At 74.1% G+C, this 25,579-nt stretch carries 26 protein-coding genes; 18 read left to right on the forward strand and 8 right to left on the reverse strand.

Annotation, left to right across the window (positions count from 1 at the left end):
- Positions 1 to 87 precede the first annotated feature (87 nt).
- The 4 genes from alr (at position 88) to IE170_RS04890 (ending at position 3,321) form a co-directional block, all read left to right on the forward strand.
- Complete coding sequence (gene alr, locus IE170_RS04875) at positions 88 to 1,236, forward strand: alanine racemase (RefSeq protein WP_189808034.1); 1,149 nt, start codon at positions 88 to 90, stop codon at positions 1,234 to 1,236.
- A 62-nt stretch (positions 1,237 to 1,298) separates the two neighbouring features.
- Entirely contained in the window at positions 1,299 to 2,456 is a 1,158-nt protein-coding gene (locus IE170_RS04880) for an alpha/beta fold hydrolase (protein WP_189808215.1), read from the forward strand.
- Positions 2,401 to 2,961, forward strand: coding sequence for a tRNA (adenosine(37)-N6)-threonylcarbamoyltransferase complex ATPase subunit type 1 TsaE (gene tsaE, locus IE170_RS04885; RefSeq protein ID WP_373298948.1), 561 nt, complete (start codon positions 2,401 to 2,403; stop codon positions 2,959 to 2,961). Before IE170_RS04880 ends, tsaE begins: the two co-directional genes overlap by 56 nt.
- Before the next feature lie 153 nt (positions 2,962 to 3,114).
- Positions 3,115 to 3,321 (forward strand): hypothetical protein, encoded by a 207-nt coding sequence (locus IE170_RS04890; RefSeq protein ID WP_189808035.1) that lies wholly within the window; start codon positions 3,115 to 3,117, stop codon positions 3,319 to 3,321.
- A gap of 55 nt (positions 3,322 to 3,376) precedes the next feature.
- Here IE170_RS04890 and IE170_RS04895 read toward each other — a convergent pair whose 3' ends face one another.
- Positions 3,377 to 3,931 (reverse strand): hypothetical protein, encoded by a 555-nt coding sequence (locus IE170_RS04895; protein WP_189808036.1) that lies wholly within the window; start codon positions 3,929 to 3,931, stop codon positions 3,377 to 3,379.
- Between the two features lie 157 nt (positions 3,932 to 4,088).
- On the opposite strand from IE170_RS04895, the gene tsaB reads away from it, so the two are divergent.
- From tsaB to IE170_RS04915, 4 genes are all read left to right on the forward strand, one after another.
- Positions 4,089 to 4,751, forward strand: a complete 663-nt coding sequence (gene tsaB, locus IE170_RS04900; RefSeq protein WP_189808037.1) for a tRNA (adenosine(37)-N6)-threonylcarbamoyltransferase complex dimerization subunit type 1 TsaB — start codon at positions 4,089 to 4,091, stop codon at positions 4,749 to 4,751.
- A 62-nt stretch (positions 4,752 to 4,813) separates the two neighbouring features.
- Entirely contained in the window at positions 4,814 to 5,305 is a 492-nt protein-coding gene (gene rimI / locus IE170_RS04905) for a ribosomal protein S18-alanine N-acetyltransferase (RefSeq protein WP_189808217.1), read from the forward strand.
- The gene (tsaD, locus tag IE170_RS04910; RefSeq protein ID WP_189808038.1) at positions 5,298 to 6,422 is read left to right on the forward strand and encodes a tRNA (adenosine(37)-N6)-threonylcarbamoyltransferase complex transferase subunit TsaD; all 1,125 of its coding nucleotides are present in this window, start codon (positions 5,298 to 5,300) and stop codon (positions 6,420 to 6,422) included. The genes rimI and tsaD overlap by 8 nt, the downstream gene beginning before the upstream one ends.
- On the forward strand, positions 6,419 to 6,694 hold the full coding sequence (locus IE170_RS04915; protein WP_229884594.1) for a hypothetical protein: 276 nt from the start codon (positions 6,419 to 6,421) through the stop codon (positions 6,692 to 6,694). Before tsaD ends, IE170_RS04915 begins: the two co-directional genes overlap by 4 nt.
- Positions 6,695 to 7,579: 885 nt before the next feature.
- Here IE170_RS04915 and IE170_RS04920 read toward each other — a convergent pair.
- A complete protein-coding gene (locus tag IE170_RS04920) occupies positions 7,580 to 8,782 on the reverse strand; it encodes a class I SAM-dependent methyltransferase (protein ID WP_229884595.1) in 1,203 nt (400 codons plus the stop codon).
- Positions 8,783 to 8,883: 101 nt separating this feature from the next.
- Here IE170_RS04920 and IE170_RS04925 point away from each other — a divergent pair, with 101 nt between their 5' ends.
- On the forward strand, positions 8,884 to 9,837 hold the full coding sequence (locus IE170_RS04925; RefSeq protein ID WP_189808039.1) for a polysaccharide deacetylase family protein: 954 nt from the start codon (positions 8,884 to 8,886) through the stop codon (positions 9,835 to 9,837).
- Positions 9,834 to 10,721: a polysaccharide deacetylase family protein gene (locus tag IE170_RS04930; protein ID WP_229884596.1), complete on the forward strand. Its 888-nt coding sequence runs from the start codon at positions 9,834 to 9,836 to the stop codon at positions 10,719 to 10,721. The genes IE170_RS04925 and IE170_RS04930 overlap by 4 nt, the downstream gene beginning before the upstream one ends.
- Here the strand turns inward: IE170_RS04930 and IE170_RS04935 are convergent.
- A complete protein-coding gene (locus IE170_RS04935; RefSeq protein WP_229884597.1) occupies positions 10,712 to 11,335 on the reverse strand; it encodes a helix-turn-helix domain-containing protein in 624 nt (207 codons plus the stop codon). The genes IE170_RS04930 and IE170_RS04935 overlap by 10 nt on opposite strands.
- A gap of 95 nt (positions 11,336 to 11,430) precedes the next feature.
- On the opposite strand from IE170_RS04935, the gene IE170_RS04940 reads away from it, so the two are divergent.
- The gene (locus IE170_RS04940; protein ID WP_268255639.1) at positions 11,431 to 12,957 is read left to right on the forward strand and encodes a DHA2 family efflux MFS transporter permease subunit; all 1,527 of its coding nucleotides are present in this window, start codon (positions 11,431 to 11,433) and stop codon (positions 12,955 to 12,957) included.
- An 11-nt stretch (positions 12,958 to 12,968) separates the two neighbouring features.
- Here IE170_RS04940 and IE170_RS04945 read toward each other — a convergent pair whose 3' ends face one another.
- Positions 12,969 to 14,387, reverse strand: a complete 1,419-nt coding sequence (locus IE170_RS04945) for an FtsW/RodA/SpoVE family cell cycle protein (protein WP_189808041.1) — start codon at positions 14,385 to 14,387, stop codon at positions 12,969 to 12,971.
- A 373-nt stretch (positions 14,388 to 14,760) separates the two neighbouring features.
- On the opposite strand from IE170_RS04945, the gene groES reads away from it, so the two are divergent.
- Together groES and groL are read left to right on the forward strand one after the other, a co-directional pair.
- Entirely contained in the window at positions 14,761 to 15,069 is a 309-nt protein-coding gene (gene groES, locus IE170_RS04950) for a co-chaperone GroES (protein WP_114053772.1), read from the forward strand.
- A gap of 113 nt (positions 15,070 to 15,182) precedes the next feature.
- On the forward strand, positions 15,183 to 16,814 hold the full coding sequence (gene groL / locus IE170_RS04955) for a chaperonin GroEL (protein ID WP_189808042.1): 1,632 nt from the start codon (positions 15,183 to 15,185) through the stop codon (positions 16,812 to 16,814).
- A gap of 129 nt (positions 16,815 to 16,943) precedes the next feature.
- On the opposite strand, the gene IE170_RS04960 is transcribed toward groL, so the two are convergent.
- Genes IE170_RS04960 through IE170_RS04970 form a run of 3 tightly spaced genes read right to left on the reverse strand, consistent with a single transcriptional unit; the run spans position 16,944 to position 19,185 of the window.
- On the reverse strand, positions 16,944 to 17,636 hold the full coding sequence (locus IE170_RS04960) for an ester cyclase (protein WP_189808043.1): 693 nt from the start codon (positions 17,634 to 17,636) through the stop codon (positions 16,944 to 16,946).
- A gap of 50 nt (positions 17,637 to 17,686) precedes the next feature.
- On the reverse strand, positions 17,687 to 18,460 hold the full coding sequence (locus IE170_RS04965; protein ID WP_189808044.1) for an SDR family NAD(P)-dependent oxidoreductase: 774 nt from the start codon (positions 18,458 to 18,460) through the stop codon (positions 17,687 to 17,689).
- A gap of 44 nt (positions 18,461 to 18,504) precedes the next feature.
- Positions 18,505 to 19,185 carry an MOSC domain-containing protein gene (locus IE170_RS04970; RefSeq protein WP_189808222.1) on the reverse strand — a complete coding sequence of 227 codons (681 nt, stop codon included), beginning with the start codon at positions 19,183 to 19,185 and terminating at the stop codon, positions 18,505 to 18,507.
- Between the two features lie 89 nt (positions 19,186 to 19,274).
- Here IE170_RS04970 and IE170_RS04975 point away from each other — a divergent pair, with 89 nt between their 5' ends.
- The gene (locus IE170_RS04975; RefSeq protein WP_189808045.1) at positions 19,275 to 20,207 is read left to right on the forward strand and encodes a LysR family transcriptional regulator; all 933 of its coding nucleotides are present in this window, start codon (positions 19,275 to 19,277) and stop codon (positions 20,205 to 20,207) included.
- A gap of 78 nt (positions 20,208 to 20,285) precedes the next feature.
- On the opposite strand, the gene IE170_RS04980 is transcribed toward IE170_RS04975, so the two are convergent.
- Complete coding sequence (locus IE170_RS04980) at positions 20,286 to 20,612, reverse strand: WhiB family transcriptional regulator (protein ID WP_114053777.1); 327 nt, start codon at positions 20,610 to 20,612, stop codon at positions 20,286 to 20,288.
- A gap of 381 nt (positions 20,613 to 20,993) precedes the next feature.
- On the opposite strand from IE170_RS04980, the gene IE170_RS04985 reads away from it, so the two are divergent.
- The 4 genes from IE170_RS04985 (at position 20,994) to IE170_RS05000 (ending at position 25,572) form a co-directional block, all read left to right on the forward strand.
- A complete protein-coding gene (locus tag IE170_RS04985; RefSeq protein ID WP_003948568.1) occupies positions 20,994 to 21,605 on the forward strand; it encodes a response regulator transcription factor in 612 nt (203 codons plus the stop codon).
- Between the two features lie 383 nt (positions 21,606 to 21,988).
- Positions 21,989 to 22,618, forward strand: a complete 630-nt coding sequence (locus IE170_RS04990; RefSeq protein WP_189808046.1) for a sigma-70 family RNA polymerase sigma factor — start codon at positions 21,989 to 21,991, stop codon at positions 22,616 to 22,618.
- A 161-nt stretch (positions 22,619 to 22,779) separates the two neighbouring features.
- Positions 22,780 to 24,285 (forward strand): IMP dehydrogenase, encoded by a 1,506-nt coding sequence (gene guaB / locus IE170_RS04995; protein ID WP_189808047.1) that lies wholly within the window; start codon positions 22,780 to 22,782, stop codon positions 24,283 to 24,285.
- A gap of 162 nt (positions 24,286 to 24,447) precedes the next feature.
- Complete coding sequence (locus IE170_RS05000) at positions 24,448 to 25,572, forward strand: GuaB3 family IMP dehydrogenase-related protein (protein ID WP_189808048.1); 1,125 nt, start codon at positions 24,448 to 24,450, stop codon at positions 25,570 to 25,572.
- The last annotated feature ends 7 nt before the right edge of the window (positions 25,573 to 25,579 follow it).

Below are 25,579 nucleotides of genomic sequence, written 5' to 3' on the forward strand. Positions count from 1 at the left end.
CGCCGCAGGTCCGGGCGGGTCGACTTGTGACAGGGCCGGTACACGCCCTGCGGTCGGCCCGGGACGGCCTCTGAGAGACTGGGGGCGATGAACGAGACACCGACGCGCGTGTACGCCGAGATCGATCTGGACGCGGTACGGGACAACGTGCGCGCCCTGCGCGCGCGGGCGCCCCGGGCCGCGCTCATGGCCGTGGTCAAGGCGGACGCCTACGGGCACGGTGCCGTCCCCTGTGCCCGCGCCGCGCTGGAGGCCGGCGCCGCCTGGCTCGGCACGGCCACCCCGCAGGAGGCGCTCGCCCTGCGCGCCGCCGGGATCGACGCGCCCCTGCTGTGCTGGCTGTGGACGCCGGGCGGGCCCTGGCGCGAGGCCGTCGAGGCCGGCATCGACGTGTCCGTCAGCGGGATGTGGGCCCTGCGCGAGGTGCAGGACGCCGCCCGGGCCGCGGGCCGCACCGCCCGGATCCAGCTGAAGGCCGACACCGGGCTCGGCCGGGCCGGCTGCCAGCCCGCCGACTGGGCCGAGCTGGTCGGCGCGGCCGCGGCAGCCGAGGCCGAGGGCACCGTCCGCGTCACCGGGATCTGGTCGCACTTCGCCTGCGCCGACGAGCCCGGGCACCCGTCGATCCCGCTCCAGCTCACGGCCTTCGGGGACATGCTCGCGTACGCCGAGAAGGAGGGCCTGGAGCCCGAGGTCCGGCACATCGCCAACTCCCCGGCGACGCTCACCCTCCCCGAGAGCCACTACGACCTGGTGCGCTGCGGCCTCGCCGTCTACGGCGTCTCGCCCGCGCCCGAGCTCGGCACCTCCGCGGAGCTGGGCCTGCGTCCCGCGATGTCGCTGAAGGCCTCCGTCGCCCTGGTCAAGACGGTGCCCGCGGGGCAGGGCGTCAGCTACGGCCACCACTACACCACCGACGCCGAGACCGACCTGGCGCTGATCCCCGCCGGTTACGCCGACGGCGTCCCCCGGCACGCCTCCGGCCGGGGCCCGGTCGCGGTCGGAGGAAGGATTCGCCACGTCGCAGGCCGCGTCGCCATGGACCAGTTCGTCGTCGACCTCGGCCACGACCACGGCCCCCGGCGCGTCCGGGCGGGCGACGAGGCCGTCCTCTTCGGCAGCGGCGAGCACGGCGAACCCACCGCCGAGGACTGGGCGCAGGCGGCGGACACGATCGCCTACGAGATCGTCACCCGCATCGGAGCGCGCGTGCCCCGCGTCTACCGCAACGGCTGAGTGGGGGCCGCGTGAGCGAGAACTGGCGCAGGGCCGGCTGGGCCGGGGCCGTCATCGGCGTGATGGCCGCCGGTGCGGCGGCCGGCGTGGCCGTCGAACGGATCACGGTCGGGCGCGGCGTGCGCCGCAAGGCGCGCCTGGCGCTCGACGCCGCCGGCGACTACGGGTCCCTCCGCGGGACCCCCGGTGCCGCCTACGCCGAGGACGGCACCGAGCTGCACTACGAGGTGGAGGAGCCGGCCCAGGACGCCAAGCGCGCCCGCCCGGGGCTGCGGCCCAGCACCGAGCCCGTCCCGACCGTCGTGTTCTGCCACGGCTACTGCCTCGCCCAGGACTCCTGGCACTTCCAGCGCGCCGTGCTGCGCGGCACGGTCCGCGCCGTGTACTGGGACCAGCGAAGCCACGGCCGCAGCGCCCGCGGCTTCGCCCAGGCCGACGGCGAGCCCGTCACCATCGACTGCCTCGGCCGCGACCTGAAGGCCGTCATCGACGCCGCCGCCCCCGAGGGCCCGCTGATCCTGGTGGGGCACTCCATGGGCGGCATGACGATCATGGCGCTGGCCGACCAGTACCCCGACCTGGTCCGCGACCGCGTCGTCGGCGTCGCCCTGGTCGGCACCTCCAGCGGCCGCCTCGGCGAGGTGACGTACGGGCTGCCCGCCGTCGGGCTCGGCGCGGTCCGGCGCATCCTGCCGCCCGTCCTGAGGGTGCTCGGCTCCCAGGTCGAGCTGGTGGAGCGGGGCCGCAGGGCCACCGCCGACCTCTTCGCGGGGATGGTCAAGCTGTACTCGTTCGGCGCGCCCCGCGAGGTGGACCCCGGGGTCGCGCGGTTCGCGGAGCGGCTCATCGAGCACACCCCGATCGACGTGGTCGCCGAGTTCTACCCGGCCTTCCAGGCCCACGACAAGACGGAGGCCCTCCAGCGGTTCGGGGACATCCCGGTCACCGTCATCGCCGGCGACCACGACATGATCACGCCCGCCGCGCACAGCCAGGCCATCAAGGACGCCCTGCCCGCCGCGGAGCTCGTCGTCCTGGAGCGGGCCGGCCACCTGATGATGCTGGAGTACCCGGAGACGGTGACGGCGCTGCTCCTGGAGCTGCTCGCCCGCACCGGCGCGGTGCCCGCAGCGGCTAACGTTGGCGGACATGGAAGACGTACCGCTGGAAGCCCCCCGCAGCCCGGTGCCGCAGCCGGGTCCGGGACCGCAGGGACCTGAGGCCGCCGCCCGGGCCCGCATCACCGTCGACTCGCCCGGCGCCATGCAGTCCCTCGGCCGGAGCATCGCCGGCCTGCTGCGCCCCGGCGACCTCGTGCTGCTGACCGGGGAGCTCGGCGCGGGCAAGACGACGCTGACGCGCGGGCTGGGCGAGGGGCTCGGCGTGCGGGGCGCGGTGACCTCGCCGACGTTCGTGATCGCCCGTGTCCACCCGCCGCTGGGGTCCGGGCCGGCGCTGGTGCACGTGGACGCGTACCGGCTGGGCGGCGGGCTCGACGAGATGGAGGACCTGGACCTCGACGTCTCGCTGCCCGAGTCCGTCGTCGTCGTCGAGTGGGGCGACGGCAAGGTGGAGGAGCTCTCCGACGACCGGCTGCACGTGGTGATCGCGCGGGCCGTCGGCCACGAGGAGGTCCTCGACGACGTACGGGAGGTCACCGTGCACGGGGTCGGCGCCCGCTGGGCCGCGCCGGACGCGCTGGCCGGGCTGGGGGCCGCGGGCTGAGGCCCCGCGGGGCGGGTCGGGCGGCGGTCGCCGGAAAACGTGCCGACAACCTGTCGGGAACATATTGCGCCGGACGAGGCGCCCGTGGTGACATGGTACTGAGGGCAGGTTAGGCCTACCTAAGTACGGCCGGCCCGGGGCCAGGAGGCAGCCATGTCGACAGGAGCAGCACCCCGCGACCACCGCCCTGCCGCCGTCCCGATGGGCAGGCTGCTCGCCGCCTGCGCGGCCGCGACAGCCGTCTCCACGCCGCCCGCCCGCGAGCAGGCCCGGCCCGTACGGGACGCCGCCGCCCCCGGCCGCGGCGCAGCGGCCCGCGAGCCGCTGGCGCAGCCCGGACCGGAATCCGAGGCCGCCTGACCCGCCGGGTCCGCGAACCGTCCCCCGAACGGGTGCATCCGCGCCCGGCGCAGGGTCAGGGAACGACGACGATCTTCGAGTTGATCGTCGCGAACGCCCACATCGCGTCGCCGTCGGCCCGGCTCATCCGGATGCCGCCGGTCTTCTTCGCCGGGTCCGGCTGCGGCATCCCGCCGTCGGCGCGCGCGCTGAAGCCCACCACGACGCCGTCGGCGTTCGCGAAGCGCACCACGTGCTCGACGGGCACGCCGTCCGAGCCGGTCACCGCGCCCGAACGCGAACTCACCAGGTAGGTGCCGGTCTTCGGGTGGACCGTGCTCGGCATCACCGGGAACGTCCGCGGCTCCCGGCCGTCCTCGCCGACCAGCCACACCCGCTTCTGGCCCAGCGAGTACACCACCCGCACGCCGGTGCCGGAGTCCGCCGGCACGGCCGCCGGCTTCTCCGGGCCCGGCGCCGGAGCGACCGCCCCGGCGGAGGGCGCCGCCGCCTGCGGGGGCTGCGCGGGGGCCGCGGGCGCGGTCGCGGAGGCCTGGTAGCCGAGGAAGCCGACCGCGGCCAGCGCCGCGACGGTGAGCCCGGCCACGATTCCCGAGCTTCTGCTTGCCACCTTGCTCCACCTCTCCGTGCTTCCCCTGGCCTGCCGCCCGCCGGCGGGCGCGCCCCCCGGCCCCCGGTCCCGGCCGATGCCTGCGTCGAAGGTAGCAGCCGGGGTGCCCGCCGACCGGCCGCAAGGGCCGGGGCCCGGGGAGTCGTAGGCTGTTCGCGTGCTCTTGCTCGCCGTAGATACCGCCACGCCCGCCGTCACCGTCGCCCTCCACGACGGCCGGGACACCGTCGCCGAGTCGAACCAGGTCGACGCCCGCCGCCACGGGGAGCTGCTGCTCCCCTCCGTGGACCGCGTCCTCGCCGAGGCGGGGCTGGGGCTCGACGCCCTCACCGGCATCGTCGTCGGGGTCGGCCCGGGCCCCTACACCGGGCTGCGCGTGGGCCTGGCCACCGCCACGACCTTCGCCGCCGTCCTCGGCATCCCCGTCCACGGGCTGTGCACCCTCGACGGGCTCGCGTACGCCGCGGGCGCCGCGGGCATCGGGGGCCCCTTCACCGTCGCCACCGACGCGCGGCGCAAGGAGGTCTACTGGGCGCGCTACGAGGACCCCCTCACCCGGGTCGGCGAGCCCGCCGTGGACCGCCCGGCCGACATCGCCGAGCAGGTCGCCGGGATGCCCGCCGTCGGCCAGGGCGCCCGGCTGTACCCGCAGGTCTTCACCGACGCCCGCGACCCGGAGCACCAGAGCGCCGCCGCGCTGGCCGCGCTGGCCGCGCACCGGCTGGAGGCCGGCCTGGACTTCCTGCCGCCGGCCCCGCTGTACCTGCGCCGGCCCGACGCGCAGGTCCCGAAGAACTACAAGGTGGTCACCCCGCAGTGACCGCCCGCCCGTCGCCCGGCCCCCGGCCCGCAGCGCCGGCCGGCTCCGCCGTGCTGCGCCCCATGCGCTGGTGGGACATCGGGCCCGTGCTGGAACTGGAACAGGACCTCTTCCCCGAGGACGCCTGGTCCGCCGGCATGTTCTGGTCCGAGCTCGCCCACTCCCGCGGCCCGCGCGCCACCCGCCACTACGTGGTCGCCGAGGACGCCGCCGGCCGCCTCGTCGGCTACGCCGGGCTCGCCGCCGCCGGCGACCTGGCCGACGTCCAGACCATCGCGGCCGCCCGCGACCAGTGGGGGACCGGGCTCGGCGCCCGGCTGCTCACCGACCTGCTGCGCGCCGCCACCGCGTTCGAGTGCGCCGAGGTGCTGCTGGAGGTGCGGGTGGACAACGCCCGCGCACAGAAGCTCTACGAGCGCTTCGGCTTCGAGCCGATCGGCTTCCGCAGGGGCTACTACCAGCCCGGCAACGTCGACGCGCTCGTGATGCGCCTTTCCGATCCCGCACACTCCGTCCCCGCGGACGGACCCGTACAAGGTGAGACCCATGGCTGACGAACCGCTCGTCCTCGGCATCGAGACCTCCTGCGACGAGACCGGCGTCGGCATCGTCCGCGGCACCACCCTGCTGGCCGACGCCGTCGCCTCCAGCGTCGACGAGCACGCCCGCTTCGGCGGGGTCGTGCCCGAAGTGGCCTCCCGGGCGCACCTGGAGGCGATGGTCCCGACCATCGAGCGCGCCCTGAAGGAGGCCGGGGTCAGCGCCCGCGACCTCGACGGCATCGCCGTCACCGCCGGGCCGGGGCTGGCCGGTGCGCTGCTCGTCGGCGTGTCGGCCGCGAAGGCCTACGCGTACGCCCTCGGCAAGCCGCTGTACGGCGTGAACCACCTGGCCTCGCACATCTGCGTCGACCAGCTGGAGCACGGCCCGCTGCCCGAGCCGACGATGGCGCTGCTGGTGTCCGGCGGGCACTCCTCGCTGCTGCTCGCCCCGGACATCACCTCCGACGTGCGGCCGCTCGGCGCGACCATCGACGACGCCGCCGGCGAGGCCTTCGACAAGATCGCGCGGGTGCTGCAGCTCGGCTTCCCCGGCGGGCCCGTCATCGACCGGCTCGCGAAGGAGGGCGACCCGAAGGCCATCAACTTCCCGCGCGGGCTGACCGGGTCGCGCGACCCCGCGTACGACTTCTCCTTCTCCGGGCTGAAGACGGCCGTGGCCCGCTGGATCGAGGCCAAGCGGAACGCGGGCGAGGAGGTGCCGGTGAGGGATGTGGCGGCGTCCTTCCAGGAGGCCGTGGTGGACGTCCTCACGCGCAAGGCGATCCGCGCGTGCAAGGACGAGGGCGTCGACCACCTGATGATCGGCGGCGGCGTCGCCGCGAACTCCCGGCTGCGGGCGCTGGCGCAGGAGCGCTGCGACGACGCGGGCATCGTCCTGCGCGTGCCGCGGCCCAAGCTGTGCACCGACAACGGCGCCATGGTCGCGGCCCTCGGCGCGGAGATGGTCCGGCGGAACCGGCCGGCCTCGGACTGGGACCTGTCCGCGGACTCCTCGCTGCCGGTGACGGACCCGCACGTGCCGGGCACCGCGGGGGAGGAGCACAGCCACGGGCATGTCCACGACCACGACCACGTGCACGAGCTGAGCAAGGACAACCTGTACCAGTGAGCACCGTCGCGCTGATGTGGGAGGCCCGGGCCGCCGAGGGCCGCGGGCCGGAGCTGCTGGCCTGGGCCCGGGCGCAGGGCGCGGAGGGGGAGCCGCTGCGGCGGGAGGTGTTCCGGGCGCCGCAGGACCGCGTACTGGTCGTCACCTGGTGGGAGACCGAGGACGGCCTGGCGGCCGACCTGCCGGAACTGCCCGCCCCGCCGGCCGAGCTGATCGGGCGTCCGGTCCACCGGTGGCGCTTCGAGTCGGTCGAGGCGGTCCCCGGCCGCTGACCGGGGGCGGTGGACGGGGGCGGTGGACGGGGCCTTCGTGCACGCCGTCCACCTAGGGTCATGTGCATGACGCAGCACGGCGTCCGTCCGCTGCTCCGGCCCGCGGTCCGCAGGACGCCGCCGATCCGTGGGAGCTGCTGCGCCGGGCCGCCGGCCCGGTCCGCCGCCGCTGCTGCTGCTGCTGCCGGAGACCGTGCGCTGTGCGCCCGTCGCGCTCAAACGCCGCGCAGGCTGAAAGTGCCGGCTCCGCCGGAAACCGCCAGCTCCGCAGGAAACCGCTCGAAACCGCCGGCGCCGCCGCGGCGCTGAGCCGCCCCGACGCCGCCACCCTCGGCGAGGCCACCGCGGCGCGCGTGGGCGCAGCCGCTCCCAGCCCGCCGCCGGCGGCGGGCAAGCGCTCCGCGCCCGGCGCGCCCGCGACCCTGCCGAGGCCGACGGGCCGGCGGCGGCGAGTAGGGCGCGCGGGATCAGCCCCTGGACGAGCCCGGTGTACGCGGCCCCGCCCGTGCGGGATGCCGCCGCGGCCGCACCGGCGGCGAGGAGGGTGGGGCCGCCGCTGCGGCCGGGCTGGTCGGCTGGTCGCCGATCGGCCTCGCGGTGGCCTCCGTCGAGGAGCGTGACCCCTGTGTGGTCCTCTTCGCCCCCGTGTACGCCGTCCTCGGCCTTGGGGGCCCCTGCCGACCGGGATCCGGTCCGCCCGCACAGCGCGGCGCGACCGGGAGGCGGCGTCCGCCTCGGCCGCCGATCCGGCACTTTCAGCCCGCGCGGCGTTTGAGCGCGACGGGCGCGCAGCGCAGGAATCTCCGGCGGGGCCGGCGCACCGCCGCCGGGCGCCCGCGCCCGGCCGCGCCAGGGTGCGTGCGCACCGCCGCCGGGTGCACGCCCTCACAGGGCGCTGACGGGCCCCCCGATCAGCATCGACGGGGCGCCCGCGACGCGGGTGAGGAAGACCGTCGCCGCGTTCGGGCCCTGCGGCTTGACCTTCCTGCGGAGCTCCTCCGGCTCGATGGCCGAGCCGCGCTTCTTCACCGTCAGGGTGCCGACGCCGCGCTCGCGCAGCAGCGCCTTCAGGGGCTTCAGCCCGAACGGCAGCACGTCGGTGATCTCGTACGCGGTCGCGTACGGCGTCGCGCGCAGTTCGTCCGCGGTGACGTAGGCGATCGTCGGGTCGATGAGCCGGCCGCCGAGCTGTGCGGCGACCTCGGCGACGAGGTGCGAGCGGATGACGGCGCCGTCCGGCTCGTACAGGTACCGGCCCACGGGCCCGACCGGGGGCGGCGGCAGGGGGCCGGCGGCGTGCAGGGTGCGCGGCCCGGGCAGCAGGGTGGCCCGTACGGCGGGACCGGTGCCGGACAGGGCGTCCGCGGCCGCTGTGCCGAACCACAGGACGGCCTCCTTCACGTCGCCGTGGTCGGAGATCCACTCGGCCTCGGCGCCCGCGGGGACGGCCTCGTGCGGGATCCCCGGCGCGATCTTGACGGCGCCGCAGGGGGTCGCGGCGGCGGCCCGGGCCGCCCAGGACAGCGGCGGGGAGTAGGCCTCCGGGTCGAAGACCCGGCCGCGGCCGCCGCGCCGGGCGGGGTCGACGAACACGGCGTCGTACCCGGAGGTGTCGACGGCCGTGACGTCCTCCTCGCGGACCTCCACCAGGTCGGCCAGGCCCAGCGCCGCGGCGTTGGCGCGGGCGACCGCCGCGGTCAGCGGGTCGCGGTCCACCGCCAGCACCCGGATGCCCCGCCGGGCCAGGGCCAGGGCGTCGCCGCCGATGCCGCAGCACAGGTCGGCGACGCTGCGCACGCCGAGGGCGGCGAGCCGGCCGGCGCGGTAGGCGGCCACGGAGGCGCGGGTCGCCATCTCGGCGCCGCCGGGCGTGAAGTACATCCGGAAGGCGTCCTCCGCCCCGAACTTGGCCACCGCGCGCTGCCGCAGCCGGGCCTGTCCGAGCGCGGCGGAGACGAGCGGGGCGGGGTGGTCGCGGCGCAGCCGGGTGGCGACGGCGAGCTCCTTGCCCGGGTCGTAGTCGCGGAGGGAGTCCAGGAGGGTGCGGCCCTCCGGGGTCAGGAGGGCGGCGAAGTCTTCGGGGGTCACCCGTTCATTGTCGGCCAGTGTGGGCCAGTCGATTGAAGCCCGGCCTCCGCTCCGCGGTGTCGCCGGGGCGGCGCGCGGGCGCGGTGCCAGGATGCGCTGCTATGCAGCTAGTACGACAAAAGGAACAAAAGACGCTTCATGGTCGCCGGTCGACGGCCGGCCCCCGCGGCGGCCGGGCCGGGGTCGCGGCCGCCGCCCTGCTCGTCGCCGCCCTCGGCACGGCCTGCGGCTCCTCCCAGGACTCCGGCGCACCGGCCCCCGCCAAGTCCGGCAAGGGCGCCCAGGCGCCGGGTGCGGCGGGTGCGGCCGGCACCTACGCTGAGAAGCAGAAGGCCGCCCGGCTGGCGGTCGTCGCCGCGGCGAAGAAGTGGAAGCTCGACAAGCCGCCCCTCGTGGCCCCTCCGGCCCCCGAGGAGAAGCCGGAGATCACCACCCGCGACGGCTTCGAGGTCGACGGCCACGAAGAACTCCCCCCGGTCTTCACGACCGTTCCGACCGAGGACAAGGTCGTCTTCCTGACGATCGACGACGGCGCGGAGAAGGACCCCGAGTTCCTGAAGATGATGCAGGAGCTGAAGATCCCGTACACGGCGTTCGTCAGCGACTACCTCATCCGCGACGACTACCCGTACTTCAAGGCCATGCAGGCCGCGGGCGTCACCCTGAACAACCACACCCTCAACCACCGGTACATGCCGGCGCTCTCCTACGAGAAGCAGCGGGAGGAGATCTGCGGCCAGCAGGACACCATCCGGAAGACCTTCGGCAAGCGGCCGACGCTCTTCCGACCGCCGTACGGCAACTACAACGAGGACACCCTGCGCGCGGCAAAGTCCTGCGGGATCAAGGCGGTTCCGCTGTGGAACGCCGAAGGCTTCCCGAACCGGATGGACTACCGTGAATGGGACCGGGACCTGCATCCCGGAGATATCATCCTCACGCATTTCCGGGGGCGCGAGGACTGGAAGGGCACCATGCCCGACATGATCCGCCACGTCATGAAGACCGTCACGGACAAGGGTTACGCCGTGGCCCGCTTGGAGGACTACCTGTGAAGCACGCGCGCCGGCTGACGGCTGCCACACTCGCTGCCGGCGCGCTGGCGCTGTCCCTCACGGGGTGCGGGAACAGCGTGGACCCGATCGAGCGGCTCGGCCGCAACACCGCCCGGTCCGAGTCCTCCGCCCCGGCCGGGGACCAGGGGGCCGGGCCGGGGGCCGCCTCCCCCCCGGCCTCCGCGGCAGGCGACCAGGCGTACCGCAAGTGGGGGCTCACCGCGCCCGTGGCCTACGCCCCCAAGCCGGCGCAGAAGCCGGCCCTGCCGCCCGCAGTGCCCGGGAAGGCGCAGGTCGTGGACCGAATACCCCTGCCCCCGGGCGAGAAGACCGTCTTCCTGACCTTCGACGACGGCGCCGAGAAGGACCCCGAGTTCCTGAAGATGGCGGCCGACCTCAAGCTGCCGATCAGCATGTTCCTCACGGACAGCGCCGCCTCGTCCGACTACGGGCACTTCGAGAAGCTCCGCGACAACGGCTCGGGCAGCACCGTGAACAACCACACGCTGACCCACCCGAACCTGCGGACCCTGCCCTTCGCCGCGCAGAAGAAGGAGATATGCGGTCAGCAGGAGCGCCTGGAGAAGCGCTTCGGCACCAAGCCGCCCCTCTTCCGCCCGCCCTACGGCAACTACAACGACGACACGCTGAAGGCCGCCGCCGAGTGCGGCATCTCGCGGGTCGTGCTGTGGCGGGCGTCGATGCAGATCAAGGACTTCCAGTACGCCGAGGGCTCCGGCCTCAAACCCGGCGACATCGTCCTCGCCCACTTCCGCGGCCCCGCCGAGCTCAAGGGCGCCACCGAGGTCCAGATGACCGCGAACATGCTGCGGAGCATCCAGGAGCAGGGCTTCCGCATAGGCCGCCTGGAGGACTACCTCTGAGGCCCTGACGGCCCCTGCCCGCACGGGTCGTGCGGCTCCCCGGCCTGCGGGCCGGTGCGGACGACCGCCTGGTCCCCGTGCGGGCCGAACAGGTGCAGGATCTCCACCGCCTCCGGGCCGGCCGGCCCGAACCAGTGCGGCTCGCCGGTGTCGAACTCGGCGGCCTCGCCCGGGCGGAGCATGAACTCCCGCTCCCCGAGCAGCAGCCGCAGCTCGCCGGCGAGCACGTACAGCCACTCGTACCCCTGGTGGGTGACGAGCCGCGGCTCGCGGTGGGCGAGCACCTGCTTGAACACCCGGACACGGCCCGGGTACTGGGTCAGCGGGACGAGGACGCTGCCGGGCTCGCGCCGGCGCGGCGTCAGGTGGACCCGCGGGTCGCCGGTCGCGGGCGCGGCCACCAGCTGGTCGAGCGACACGCGGTGCGCCGCCGCGAGCGGCAGCAGCAGGTCCAGGGTGGGGCGGCGCAGGCCCGACTCCAGGCGGGAGAGCGTGCTCGGGGAGATGCCGGTGTCCGCGGCGAGCGCCTCCAGGGTGAGCCCGCGGGCGCGGCGCAGCGCGCGCAGGCGCGGCCCGATGGCGTCGAGCAGTTCCGTCAGCGAGTCCGCGTCCACGGCTCCATTTTGCGGTCTCCGCAAAACTCCTCCGCGGGCGGCGTGGGCCGGTCCGAGCATGGGCCGGCAGACCCTCCCGAAGGAAGGCGGACCCCGTGACGACGACCCCGAACCCGGCCGCGGCCCCGGCCCCGCGCCCGGCCCCGCATCCGGCCCCGGTTCCGATACGACCTCCGGGGCCGGACCCCGTACGGCGTCCCGGGCCGGACCCGGTGCCGCAGGCCGGGCCGGATCCCGGGGCGGTCGTCGCAGCCGCCGCGCGCCGCCGCTGGACCGTGCTGGCCGTGTGCGCGCTGAGCATGTTCCTGGTCGGCGTCGACACCACCATCGTCAACGTCGCCCTGCCCGCGATCGGCCGCGGCCTCGGCACCGATACCCGCGGCCTGGAATGGGCCGTGGACGCCTACACCGTGGTCCTCGCCGGCCTGCTGATCGCCTCCGGCGCGCTCGCGGACCGCTTCGGGCGGCGGCGCGTCTTCCGCCTCGGCTTGGTCCTCTTCGGCGCCTCCTCGCTGGCCTGCGCGTTCGCGCCCTCCCTCGGCTTCCTGATCGCGGCGCGCGCCGTCCAGGGCGCCGGCGCCTCGATGCTCAGCCCGGTCGCCCTGGCGATCGTGGTCAGCGCGATGCCCGACCCGCGGGAGCGGGCCCGCGCGATCGGCATCTGGGCCTCCGTGTTCGGGCTGAGCATGGCGGCCGGGCCGGTCGCCGGCGGGGCGCTGATCGGCGCCTTCGGCTGGCGGTCGGTGTTCTGGATCAACGCGCCGGTCGTCGCCGCCGCGCTCGTCCTCGTGGCGCTGTTCGTGCCCGAGTCCCGCGGGCAGCGCGCCCGCCCGATCGACCTGCCCGGCCAGGTGCTCCTGATCCTCGCCCTGTGCGCATCGGTCGGCGTCCTGATCGAGGCGCCCCGCCTCGGCTGGACCTCGCCGTGGGTGCTCGCCGGCTGCGCCGGGGCCGTCGCGTCGGCCGCCGGCTTCGCGGCGGTCGAGCGCCGCCGGGCCGAGCCGCTGATGGACCTCGCCCTGTTCCGCCGGCCGCCGTTCGCCGCCGCCGTTCTGGGCGCCGCCGCGGTGTTCACCGCCCTGACCGCGACCCTCCTGCTCGGCACCTTCCACCTCCAGCACGGCCTCGGCCGGACGCCGCTCGCCGCGGGCCTCGCGACCCTGCCCATGGCGCTCGGCGCGACCGTGTGCGCCCCCTGGGCCGGCCGCATGGCGGGCCGCTCGGGGCCGCGCCTCCCGCTGCTGCTGGCGGGGGCGTTCACCGCGGCCGGCGGGCTGTGCGGGGCCGTCGTCGGCCCCGGGGCCGGGACCGGCGTACTGCCGCTGCTCGCGGCGAACCTGCTCGCCGGGATCGGGTTCGGCTTCGCCAACGCCCCGCTGACGAACACGGCCGTCGGCGGGCTGCCGCCCTCGCGGGCCGGGGTCGCCGGGGCGATCACCTCCACCGCCCGGCAGGTCGGCTCCGCGGTCGGCATCGCCGTCGCCGGCGGTCTCGTCGCCGACGCCGCCCCGGCGGCCCTAGCCGGGGCCTCCCGGCCGGGCTGGCTGCTCGTGGCGGGCTGCGGGCTCGTGCTGCTCCTCGCGGCCCGCGCCTCCCGCGCCGCGGCCGCGCCGGGCGCCTGAGGCCCGCCGGGTCAGCGGCCCGGCACCGCCCGGGCCGGGCGGGCGTACGCCGGGCGGGCGGCGGCCGCTGCCGGCCTGCGCCGGCCGGCCTCGCGCTGCCGCTCCGCGCCGTCGCTGATCCGCAGCAGCAGCGCCACCATGATCCAGTTGGCCAGCAGGGACGAGCCGCCCTTCGCCAGGAACGGCAGCGCCTTGCCGGTCAGCGGGATCAGCCCGGTGACGCCCCCCGCCACCACGAACACCTGGAGCGCCAGTGCCGCCGACAGGCCCACCGCCAGCAGCTTCCCGAACGGGTCGCGGGCGCCGAGCGCCATCCGCAGCCCCCGCTGCACGAGGAGGGCGTACAGCAGCAGGACGGCCATGACGCCCGCGAGGCCGAGCTCCTCGCCGACGGTGGTGAGGATGAAGTCGCTGCGGCCGGCGAACTTGATCAGCTCGGGGTGGCCGCGGCCGAGCCCCGTCCCCGACATGCCACCGCTGCCGAAGCCGAAGAGGGCCTGCGCCGCCTGGTCCGAGGTGACGCCCGGCGGCGGCTGCTCCCGGTAGTAGGACAGCGGATCCAGCCAGGCCGCCACGCGCGCCTTGACGTGCGGCTCGGTCGAGCCGACCGCGAAGGCGCCGCCCGCGGCCATGACCAGGCCGCACACGATCCAGCCGGTGCGCTCGGTGGCCACGTACAGCATGACCACGAAGACGCCGAAGAAGATCAGCGACGTCCCGAGGTCGCGCTCGAACACCAGGACGAGCAGCGAGAGGATCCACACCGTGGCGATCGGGCCCAGCCGGCGCATCGGCGGCAGCCGCATCCCGAGGAACCGGCGGCCCGTCAGCGCCAGCGCCTCCCGGTGGACCACGAGGTACCCCGCGAAGAACACCGCGATCATGATCTTCACGAACTCGCCGGGCTGCACCGACATCCCGCCGACCACGATCCACCGCTTGGCGCCGTACGTGTCCGCCGGGGAGAAGGCCGGCGCGGCCAGGAGCGCCAGCGCCGCGGCCATCGGGAGGTAGATGAACCGCTGGAGCCGCCGGTGGTCGCGCAGCAGTGCCAGCACCAGCAGGCAGGCCGCGACCCCGACGACCGTCCACAGGAGCTGGCCGGGCGCGTACGCGTCGCCCCCGAACTGCTCGACGTACGCGTGGTCGAGCCGGTGCAGCAGCACCAGCCCGAGCCCCGTCAGCAGCAGGGCGAGCGGCAGGACCAGCGGATCGGCGTACGCCGCGAACCGGCGCACGCCCAGGTGGGCGACGAGGGCCAGCAGGCTCATGTCGGCCGTGAAGGCCGCGAGGTCCACCGGGAGCGCGCCGTTCAGCGCAAGGCCGGCGCTCGCGTGGCCGAGGGCGGTGATGCCGACGGTGAGGGCGAGCAGCAGGGCCTCGGTGCGCCGGCGCGCGCCCGCCGGCGTGAGGGGTTTCAGGCCCCGCACGGCGCGCCGGGGCCGACCGGAGTGATCCCGTCCGCATTCGGGCGCTTTATCTTCATATCTTCTACGACGTGCCCGGCCGCTCCGGGGTTGCCTCGGCCCCGGGCCCGCCGCACCGGCGCGCCGCGCGCCCGGCGCCGCCCCGCGCGAAGGTGCGGGATTCGGCCCCGGAGTGGCCGGAAGGTGTACGCGGACGGAGCGTGTTGGCACTCCGCTTGACCGAGTGCTAATCGCCGGAATAGTCTCGCACCTGGCACTCGCCCCCGGTGAGTGCCAACACAGCGACGGGCAGGTCCGGCACCCGCGACGACGGATCCACCTGGTCGCCACCTCAGACAGTTAACCCCGTGAGATCTCCGAAGGGGGAGGTCGGATCGTGACGACCGCCAGCTCCAAGGTTGCCATCAAGCCGCTTGAGGACCGCATCGTGGTCCAGCCGCTCGACGCCGAGCAGACCACGGCCTCCGGCCTGGTCATCCCGGACACCGCGAAGGAGAAGCCCCAGGAGGGCGTCGTCCTCGCCGTGGGCCCGGGCCGCTTCGAGGACGGCCAGCGTCTGCCGCTGGACGTCTCCGTCGGCGACGTCGTGCTGTACAGCAAGTACGGCGGCACCGAGGTGAAGTACAGCGGCGAGGAGTACCTCGTCCTCTCGGCTCGCGACGTGCTCGCGATCATCGAGAAGTAATTCACTTCTCCCAGCACTGCTTTGAGCTGCGCCCCTGGTCACCCCGCTGATTGCCGGGCGGCGAGGGGCGCGGTTCTTTGAACCCTAGTTTTCGAGAGGGCTGAACCGCTCCCATGGCGAAGATCCTGAAGTTCGACGAGGACGCCCGTCGCGCCCTCGAGCGCGGCGTCAACAAGCTTGCCGACACGGTCAAGGTGACGATCGGCCCCAAGGGCCGCAACGTCGTCATCGACAAGAAGTTCGGCGCCCCCACCATCACCAACGACGGTGTCACCATCGCCCGCGAGGTCGAGCTGGACGACCCGTACGAGAACCTCGGCGCGCAGCTGGTGAAGGAGGTGGCGACCAAGACCAACGACATCGCGGGCGACGGCACCACCACCGCCACCGTCCTGGCCCAGGCGCTGGTCCGCGAGGGTCTGCGCAACGTCGCCGCCGGCGCCTCCCCGGCCGCCCTGAAGAAGGGCATCGACGCCGCGGTCAAGGCCGTGTCCGCCGAGCTCCTCGCGACCGCCCGCCCGATCGAGGACAAGTCCGACATCGCCGCCGTCGCCGCGCTCTCCGCGCAGGACCAGCAGGTCGGCGAGCTCATCGCCGAGGCGATGGACAAGGTCGGCAAGGACGGCGTCATCACCGTCGAGGAGTCCAACGCCTTCGGCCTGGAGCTCGAGTTCACCGAGGGCATGGCCTTCGACAAGGGCTACCTGTCGCCGTACTTCGTCACGGACCAGGAGCGCATGGAGGCGGTCCTGGAGGACCCCTACATCCTGATCCACCAGGGCAAGATCGCCTCGATCCAGGACCTGCTGCCCCTGCTGGAGAAGGTCATCCAGGCGGGTGGCTCCAAGCCGCTGCTGATCATCGCCGAGGACGTCGAGGGCGAGGCCCTGTCGACCCTGGTCGTCAACAAGATCCGCGGCACGTTCAACGCCGTCGCGGTCAAGGCGCCCGGCTTCGGCGACCGCCGCAAGGCGATGCTCCAGGACATGGCCACCCTCACCGGTGCCACCGTCATCGCCGAGGAGGTCGGCCTCAAGCTCGACCAGGCCGGCCTGGACGTCCTGGGCAGCGCGCGCCGCGTGACCGTCACCAAGGACGACACCACCATCGTCGACGGTGCGGGCTCCTCCGAGGACGTCCTCGGCCGCGTCAACCAGATCAAGGCCGAGATCGAGTCGACCGACTCCGACTGGGACCGCGAGAAGCTCCAGGAGCGCCTCGCGAAGCTCGCCGGCGGCGTCTGCGTCATCAAGGTCGGCGCCGCCACCGAGGTGGAGCTGAAGGAGAAGAAGCACCGCCTGGAGGACGCCATCTCCGCGACCCGCGCCGCGGTCGAGGAGGGCATCGTCTCCGGTGGCGGTTCCGCGCTCGTCCACGCCGTCAAGGTCCTGGAGGGCAACCTCGACCTGACCGGCGACGAGGGCACCGGTGTCGCGGTCGTGCGCCGCGCCGCCGTCGAGCCGCTGCGCTGGATCGCCGAGAACGCGGGCCTCGAGGGCTACGTCATCACCTCCAAGGTGGCCGAGCTCGACAAGGGCCAGGGCTTCAACGCCGCCTCCGGCGAGTACGGCGACCTGGTCAAGGCCGGCGTCATCGACCCGGTCAAGGTCACCCGCTCCGCCCTGGAGAACGCCGCCTCCATCGCCTCCCTGCTGCTCACGACCGAGACCCTGGTCGTCGAGAAGAAGGAAGAGGAAGAGGCCAACGGCCACGGGCACGGCCACGGCCACGGCCACAGCCACTGATCCCGCGGGGGTGTGAGCCCCCGGCCGGACACCGGGCGACGGCCCCGGCCGCCACCGCCGCGAGGCGGGAGCGGCCGGGGCCGTCGTCGTGTCCGCCGCCGGCTGCCTGCTGCCGGCTGCGGCGGGCCGTCAGCCCCGGGCTCCGATCTGCCGCATCAGGCCCAGGGCGTCGTAGTGCCACCAGCCCTCGGCGATCAACCCGTCCCGGCACCGGAAGACCGTCGTGCCGGTCATGGTGCAGGTCCTCCCGGTCGGAGCGGCCCCCATGAAGGGGCCCTTGTGGCGGCCGCTCCAGGTCCACAGCGTGGTGACGAAGTCGTCCTGGGCCGTCTGCGCCTCGCGTACGAAGTCGAAGTCGAAGGCGGCGCGCCACATGGACACGTCCTCGACGACCGCCTCGCGCCCGGCCCGGCCGGCCGCGCCCATGACGTCGTGGTGGCGGTAGTCCGCCGCGAAGACCTCGGCGACGGCGCCCAGGTCGCCCTTGGCGGCGATGTCGTCGAACATCCGGTCGGCGAGCGAGGCGTTGAAGTGGTCGTCCCGGACGACGTCCAGGTTGGTGAACCGCGGCATCCCGTCGCAGAGGGCCACCATCTCCTGGAACATCCGGTCCGTCTCCGGGAGGTGAGAGTTCCTCATGGCCTCCTCGTAAGAGGGGAATTCGACGACGTCGACGTAGTGCGTCTCCGCCTCCCGATCCCTGCCGATCAGGCTGTGGGTCACCGTCCGCCTGCCGTTGGACTGCTCCAGGTACCGGTCGAAGAGCGCGCCGACGGCCTCGGGTCTGCTTGTCTCGTAATCAACTATCTGTACGAATGTCATGGCATCTCCCGGGCTGGGTGGAATATCCCCATTTTAGGAAGAGCGGCCCTCTACTGGGGCCCGTACTTGCGCCCCGTACGGGAGGACAGCCCGCCCAGCAGCCCGCGCGGGGCCAGCTTCACCACGCCCATCAGCGCCTTGTACCGCGGGTCGGGGACGGAGACGGTCCGGCCGCGGGCCAGGTCGTCGAGGGCGGCGGCCACCAGCTTGTCGGCGTCCAGCCACATCCAGCCGGGGATGTTGTCCGTCCCCATGCCCGCCCGCTGGTGGAACTCCGTCCGCACGAACCCCGGGCACAGCGCCATCATCCGCACCCCGGAGCCCGCCAGGTCCCGCGCCGCCCCCTGGGTGAACTGCACGACCCAGGCCTTGCTCGCCCCGTAGGTGCCGCGCGGCACGAACGCCGCCACCGAGGCCACGTTCACGATGCCGCCCCGGCCGCGCGAGCGCATGGAGCCGGCCGCCGCGGAGGACAGCCGAAGCACCGCCTCGACGTGGACCTTCAGCATGGTCAGCTCGTCGGCCATGGAGACCTCGAGGTAGCGGCCCTTGTTGCCGAACCCCGCGTTGTTGACCAGCAGGTCCACGGGGTGGGTGCGGTCGCCGAGGCGCTCCTCGACCGCCGCGATGCCCTCCTCCGTCGACAGGTCCGCGGTCAGGACCTCGGCCTCGATGCCGTGCCGGTCGTGCAGCTCGGTGGCCTGCTCGCGCAGGCGCGCGGTGTCGCGGGCGACCAGGACGAGGTTGTGGCCCCGGGAGGCGAGCCTGCGGGCGAAGGCGGCGCCGATGCCCGCCGTGGAACCAGTGATCAGCGCAGTCGTCATGACCGCAACCTAGCCCGTCGCCGCCCCGCCCCCCGGGCGGCCCGCTACTTCGCGGGCGCCGCCGCCTGCCTGCGCAGGTACGCCTGCACCTTCTCGTGGGCCTTCGGCTCCATCGCCGCCCCCGCCGCCAGCGTGCGCGGCAGCAGCTCCCGCTCCGTGGTGAAGGCCCGGAACCACAGCCCCACGGTGACGTCGTGGTCAGGACGGGCGACGACCTCGATCGGGTCGCCGGGCGAGATCCGCCCCTCCCGGACGACGCGCAGGTACGCCCCCGGCCGCACGGCCCCGGTGTACCGCTTCACCCAGGCCCGCTCGCCCAGCACCCCCTGGAAGGTCCGGCAGGGGATGCGGGCCGAGGCGACCTCCAGGACGACCTCCGCGCCGACCCGCCACCGCTCGCCGAGCAGGGCCCCGGTCAGGTCGATCCCCGAGGTGGTGAGGTTCTCGCCGAAGATCCCGCCGGGCAGCTCGCGCGCCAGCTCGGCCTCCCACCAGTCGAGGTCCTCGCGGGCGTAGGCGTAGACGGCCTGGTGGTCCCCGCCGTGGTGGCGCCGGTCGCAGATGTCGTCCCCCTCGACGCCGCTGCCGCCGACCCCGCGCGGGCCGGGCGGGGCGACGCGCACCGGGCCGGCGACCGGCCGCTTGCCGATGCCGGTCAGCCCGCTCGCCGAGTCGGTGTGCTGGGAGGGGGTCGCGCGGCCGACGTTCACGGAGATCACATGCATGGGCGCCATGGCAGACACGCTAGCCCAGCACCCCAAAGCCGTGCCTCCCATATGTGCACGGCCGTCAAAGCCGGGCTTATGCTCGAAGGGTGATCGAGGCACGTCATCTCCGGATCCTGCGCGCCGTCGCCGGGACCGGCTCCTTCTCCGCGGCCGCCCGCGAACTCGGGTGCACGCAGCCCGCCGTCTCCCAGCAGATGAAGGCGCTGGAGCAGTCGGCGGGCACGCCGCTGCTCGTCCGCGCCGGCCGCGAGATGCGCCTGACGCAGGCCGGCGAGGCCCTCGTACGGCACGCCGCGGGAATCCTCGCCGGGCTGACGGCCGCGGAGGAGGAGGTCGCCGCCATCGCCGGGCTGCGCGCCGGCCGGGTCCGGCTCGTCTCCTTCCCCAGCGGCAGCTCCACCCTGGTGCCGACGGCGCTCGCGGCGATGCGCGCCGAGCACCCGGGGACGCGCATCTCGCTGGTCGAGGCGGAGCCGCCGCGCTCGGTGGAGATGCTCCGCGACGGCGACTGCGACGTGGCGCTGGCCTTCCGCTACGCCGGCTCCGACCCGGCCGGCCCGGGCTCCGGCGGGGCCGGTGCGCCGGCCGCCGAGGGGTGGGAGGACCTCGTCGTGCGACCCCTGCTGACGGACCGGCTCGTCGGGCTGGTGCCCGCGGGCCACCGGCTGGCCGGCTCCGCCAGCGTGCGCATGGCGGAGCTCGCGGACGAGCCGTGGATCGCCGGCTGTCCGCGCTGCCGCCGCCACCTGGTCGAGGTGTGCGAGGACGCGGGCTTCACCCCGCGGATCGACTTCGCGACCGACGACTACCCGGCCGTCGCCGGCCTGGTCGGGGCGGGGCTCGGCGTCGCGGTGCTGCCGGAGCTCGCGGTGGAGTCCGTCCGCGCCAAGGGCGTGAGCACCGTGGCCGTCGAGCCCGCCGTCGAGCGGGAGGTCGTGGCGCTGACCCTGCCCGACCTGGCCCGGGTGCCCGCCGTCGCCGCGACCCTCGCCGAGCTGGAGCGGGCCGCGGCGCGCTGAGCCCCGCCGCGAGCGAGCGGCGGGCAGCGCCCGCAGCGGGTTGGTGAAACGTTCCTTCTTCGCTGCGCCGGATCCGGCTCAGTCCGGCGTGATCCGTCCGATCGTGCTCGACGCGGGGATCAGCCGATGGCGGGCGCGGCCCATCAGCTCCTCGCGCTCGTCCTCCGTGAGGCCGCCCCACACCCCGTAGGGCTCGCGGACGGCCAGCGCGTGCGCGGCGCATTCCGAACGCACCGGGCATCGCATGCAGACCTCTTTAGCCGAGGCCTCGCGCGCACTCCTGGCCGCGCCCCGCTCGCCCTCCGGGTGGAAGAAGAGGGAGCTGTCGACCCCCCGGCAGGCGGCCAGCAGCTGCCAGTCCCAGAGGTCGGCGTTCGGTCCGGGGAGGCGGGAGAAATCTGCCATGGGTAGTCCTCGTTGGTGCCGGTACTGAGACGGATACGGTCCAAGCCACCACACCTACTGTCCTAGTAGATGTAAATATGACTCATTGGGAATCTAGCCTCAGACACAGGCGAAACGGAAGGAAAGCCGCCAAATAGGGCATAGCTCCAGATGGAGGACAGGCGGCGAGTGGCGCCGACGATGTGATCGCGCCCTCACGTAGAGTGCCGAAGGTGTCCGTCCGACCCGTAACTCTTTCGAGTGACCATCGTTGAGAGAGCGAAGGCGGTTGAACCAATGACCTCCCGGACAGGTGTCCGAGAGCATCGACCGCACAGGTGACGATACGTACCAAGCCTGGAGGCTCAAGGTGACGCGCATCAGCAGCTCCGGAGGGCGGTCATGACTTCCGTCCTCGTCTGCGACGACTCCCCGCTTGCCCGAGAGGCGCTCCGTCGCGCGGTTGCCACCGTGCCCGGCGTCGAGCGCGTGACGACGGCTGCCAACGGCGAGGAAGTCCTCCGCCGCTGGGGCGCCGACCGCTCCGACCTGATTCTCATGGACGTACGGATGCCCGGGCTCGGCGGTGTGGAGACGGTGCGCCGGCTGCTCTCGGCCGATCCGGGCGCCCGCATCATCATGCTCACCGTCGCCGAGGACCTCGACGGCGTGGCCCTGGCCGTCGCCGCCGGCGCCCGCGGCTACCTGCACAAGGACGCCTCGCGCGCCGAACTGCGGGCCACGGTCACCCAGGCCCTCGCCGACCCGACCTGGCGGCTGGCCCCGCGCCGGCTCCGCTCGGCCGAGATGGGCGCCGCGCCCACCCTCACCGCGCGCGAGATCCAGGTGCTGGAGGGCATGAGCCACGGCCGGTCCAACGCGGAGATCGGGCGCGAGCTCTTCCTCTCCGAGGACACGGTCAAGACGCACGCCCGCCGGCTGTTCAAAAAGCTGGGGGCCTCGGACCGCGCGCACGCCGTGGCGCTCGGATTCCGCTGGGGCCTCGTCCGCTGACCGCGCCCCCGCGGGCCGGACGCTGAGCCGGTCCCGTCCGCCGCCGGCGGACGGGGCGGCGCGCCCGGCACGCCGCGCCCGCACACCGCGACGCGGCGCCCGGCCCCGCGCCGTCCGCCGCCCCGCTCCCGGCCCTGCCGCCCGGCCCCACCCCGTGCGTGGCCGGGGGATTGGCGGGGCACCATCCGGGGGACGTGTCGCTTCGTGCGCGATGCCGCATGCTTGAGTGTGTGGCGCATTCTGGGATGGGGCCTCGGAGAGTATTCGGGCGAGCGGGAGGGGAGCGTGCAGTGACGAGTCCAGGCGCACCCGCTCATAACGCTTCGGCGCACAACAAGGGCCGCGGTGCCGCGAACGCTCCGGCGCCAAGGCACCATGGATTGATGCGCGACGACGAGGCCATGGGCTCCCCCGCGGCCACAGGCCCCACGGGAGCCGCCAAGGGCGGCGGCGCCGGGGCGGTCAGCGACCTCGTCCGGCGCGCCGTCGACGGCGACGAGCAGGCCACCCACGACCTGCTCGCCTTCGTGCACCCGCTGGCCATCCGCTACTGCCGCACCCGGCTCTCCCGGCTCCCGGGTGACGCCCGCCACTTCGTCGAGGACCTGGCGCAGGAGGTCTGCGTCGCCGTCCTGATGGCACTGCCGCGCTACCGCGACACCGGCCGCCCCTTCGAGGCGTTCGTCTTCGCGATCGCCGCGCACAAGGTCGCCGACCTCCAGCGGGCCGCCATGCGCCACCCCGGCAGCACGGCCGTCCCCTCGGACGAGATGCCCGAGCGGCCGGACGACTCCCTCGGCCCGGAGGAGCGGGCGCTGCTCAGCAGCGACGCCGCCTGGGCCCGCAAGCTGCTCGCCAACCTGCCCGAGACGCAGCGCGAGCTCCTCGTCCTGCGCGTCGCCGTCGGCCTGACCGCCGAGGAGACCGGCCAGATGCTCGGCATGTCCCCCGGCGCCGTCCGGGTGGCCCAGCACCGGGCGCTCAGCAGGCTGAGGGCCCTGGCCGGGCAGTAGCGCCCGGGCCGCCGGCGGCGGATTTCCGGACGGTCGGCCGCATGCCGCTTCCCTAGGAGGAATCCACGAAACTTGGGAGTGATCTCGCTCGTGGAATGAGACGCCTCCCGATCCCGTTAGCATGGACATCCGCGCTGGGCAAGACCATTTGGGAAGGTGTCATGACTGTCAACTCCGACGGAGTGCCCGACAAATTCGCCGCGCTCGGACTCACGTACGACGACGTCCTGCTGCTGCCGGGCTCGTCGGACATGGCCCCGGACGAGATCGACACTTCCTCCCTCATCTCGCGGAACGTGCGGGTCAACATCCCGCTGCTGTCCGCCGCCATGGACAAGGTCACCGAGTCCCGCATGGCGATCGCGATGGCCCGCCAGGGCGGCGTCGGCGTGCTCCACCGCAACCTCTCCATCGCCGACCAGGCCAACCAGGTCGACCTGGTCAAGCGCTCCGAGTCCGGCATGGTGACCGACCCCATCACGGTCCACCCGGACGCGACGCTGCGCGAGGCCGACGAGCTGTGCGCGAAGTTCCGCATCTCCGGCGTGCCCGTCACCGACGCCGCCGGCAAGCTCCTCGGCATCGTCACCAACCGCGACATGGCCTTCGAGTCCGACCGCAGCCGCCAGGTGCGCGAGGTCATGACCCCGATGCCGCTCGTCACGGGCAAGGTCGGCATCTCGGGCGTCGACGCCATGGAGCTGCTGCGCCGCCACAAGATCGAGAAGCTGCCGCTGGTCGACGACTCGGGCGTCCTCAAGGGCCTGATCACGGTCAAGGACTTCGTCAAGGCCGAGAAGTACCCGCACGCGGCGAAGGACAAGGAGGGCCGCCTGCTGGTCGGCGCCGCGGTCGGCGTCGCCGGCGACGCCTACGAGCGCGCCCAGGCCCTCATCGAGGCCGGCGTCGACTTCATCGTCGTCGACACCGCGCACGGCCACTCCCGCCTCGTCGGCGACATGGTCGCCAAGATCAAGTCGAACGCCTCGGTCGACGTCATCGGCGGCAACGTCGCCACCCGCGACGGCGCCCAGGCCCTGGTCGACGCCGGCGCGGACGGCATCAAGGTCGGCGTGGGCCCCGGCTCCATCTGCACCACCCGCGTCGTCGCCGGCATCGGCGTCCCGCAGGTCACCGCCATCTACGAGGCCGCCCTCGCGGCCAAGGCCGCGGGCGTCCCCGTCATCGGCGACGGCGGCCTTCAGTACTCCGGCGACATCGCGAAGGCCCTGGTCGCGGGCGCCGACACGGTGATGCTCGGCTCGCTGCTGGCAGGCTGCGAGGAGTCCCCCGGCGAGCTGCTCTTCATCAACGGCAAGCAGTTCAAGTCGTACCGCGGCATGGGCTCCCTCGGCGCGATGCAGTCCCGCGGCGACCGCAAGTCCTTCTCCAAGGACCGCTACTTCCAGGAGGGCGTGGGCGGCGACGACAAGCTCATCCCCGAGGGCATCGAGGGCCAGGTGCCCTACCGCGGCCCGCTGTCCGCGGTGGTCCACCAGCTCGTCGGCGGCCTGCGCCAGTCGATGTTCTACGTCGGCGGCCGCACGGTGCCGGAGCTCCAGGAGCGGGGCCGGTTCGTCCGGATCACCTCCGCGGGCCTGAAGGAGAGCCACCCGCACGACATCCAGATGACGGTCGAGGCGCCGAACTACTCGCGCAAGGGCTGACACACACGCAGGGGCCGAGCCGCAGGGGCCGGCCACCGCCGAGGGGCGGGTCCGGGAACGGGCCCGCCCCTCGGGCGTGCGTCCGCACAGCGGTCGCCGGGACGCGCGCCCCCGCCCTTCGGGGATACTGGACGGGCAGACCCAGAGGAAAGGCCACCACACGTGACTGAGATCGAGATCGGGCGCGGCAAGCGCGGCCGCAGGGCGTACGCGTTCGACGACATCGCCATCGTCCCGAGCCGGCGGACGCGGGACCCGAAGGAGGTCTCCATCGCCTGGCAGATCGACGCGTACCGCTTCGAGCTCCCGTTCCTCGCCGCCCCCATGGACTCCGTCGTCTCCCCGCAGACCGCGATCCGCATCGGTGAGCTCGGCGGCCTCGGCGTCCTCAACCTCGAAGGCCTGTGGACCCGCCACGAGGACCCGCAGCCTCTGCTCGACGAGATCGCCGAGCTGCCGGAGGAGGCCGCGACCCGCCGCCTCCAGGAGATCTACGCGGCCCCGATCCAGGCCGACCTGATCGGGCAGCGCATCAAGGAGGTCCGCGACTCCGGCGTCGTCACCGCCGCCGCGCTCTCCCCGCAGCGCACCGCCCAGTTCTCCAAGGCCGTCGTCGACGCCGGCGTCGACATCTTCGTCATCCGGGGGACGACGGTCTCCGCGGAGCACGTCTCCGGCGCCGCCGAGCCGCTGAACCTGAAGCAGTTCATCTACGAGCTCGACGTCCCGGTCATCGTCGGCGGCTGCGCCACCTACACGGCGGCCCTGCACCTGATGCGCACCGGCGCGGCCGGCGTCCTCGTCGGCTTCGGCGGCGGCGCCGCGCACACCACCCGCAACGTGCTGGGCATCCAGGTCCCGATGGCCACGGCCGTCGCGGACGTGGCCGCCGCCCGCCGCGACTACATGGACGAGTCCGGCGGCCGCTACGTGCACGTCATCGCCGACGGCGGCGTGGGCTGGTCCGGCGACCTGCCCAAGGCCATCGCCTGCGGCGCCGACGCCGTCATGATGGGCTCCCCGCTGGCCCGCGCCACCGACGCGCCCGGCAAGGGCCACCACTGGGGCATGGAGGCCGTCCACGAGGACGTGCCGCGCGGCAAGAAGGTCCACCTGGGCACCGTCGGCACCACCGAGGAGATCCTCACCGGCCCGTCGCACACCCCGGACGGCTCGATGAACCTGTTCGGCGCCCTGCGCCGCTCGATGGCCACCACCGGCTACAGCGAGCTGAAGGAGTTCCAGCGCGTCGAGGTCACCGTCGCGGACAGCCACCACCACGGCTGACCGGCCC

Origin of the sequence: Streptomyces toxytricini, assembly GCF_014649915.1 — a bacterium.
In the GTDB taxonomy this organism is placed as follows: Bacteria; Actinomycetota; Actinomycetes; order Streptomycetales; family Streptomycetaceae; genus Streptomyces; species Streptomyces toxytricini.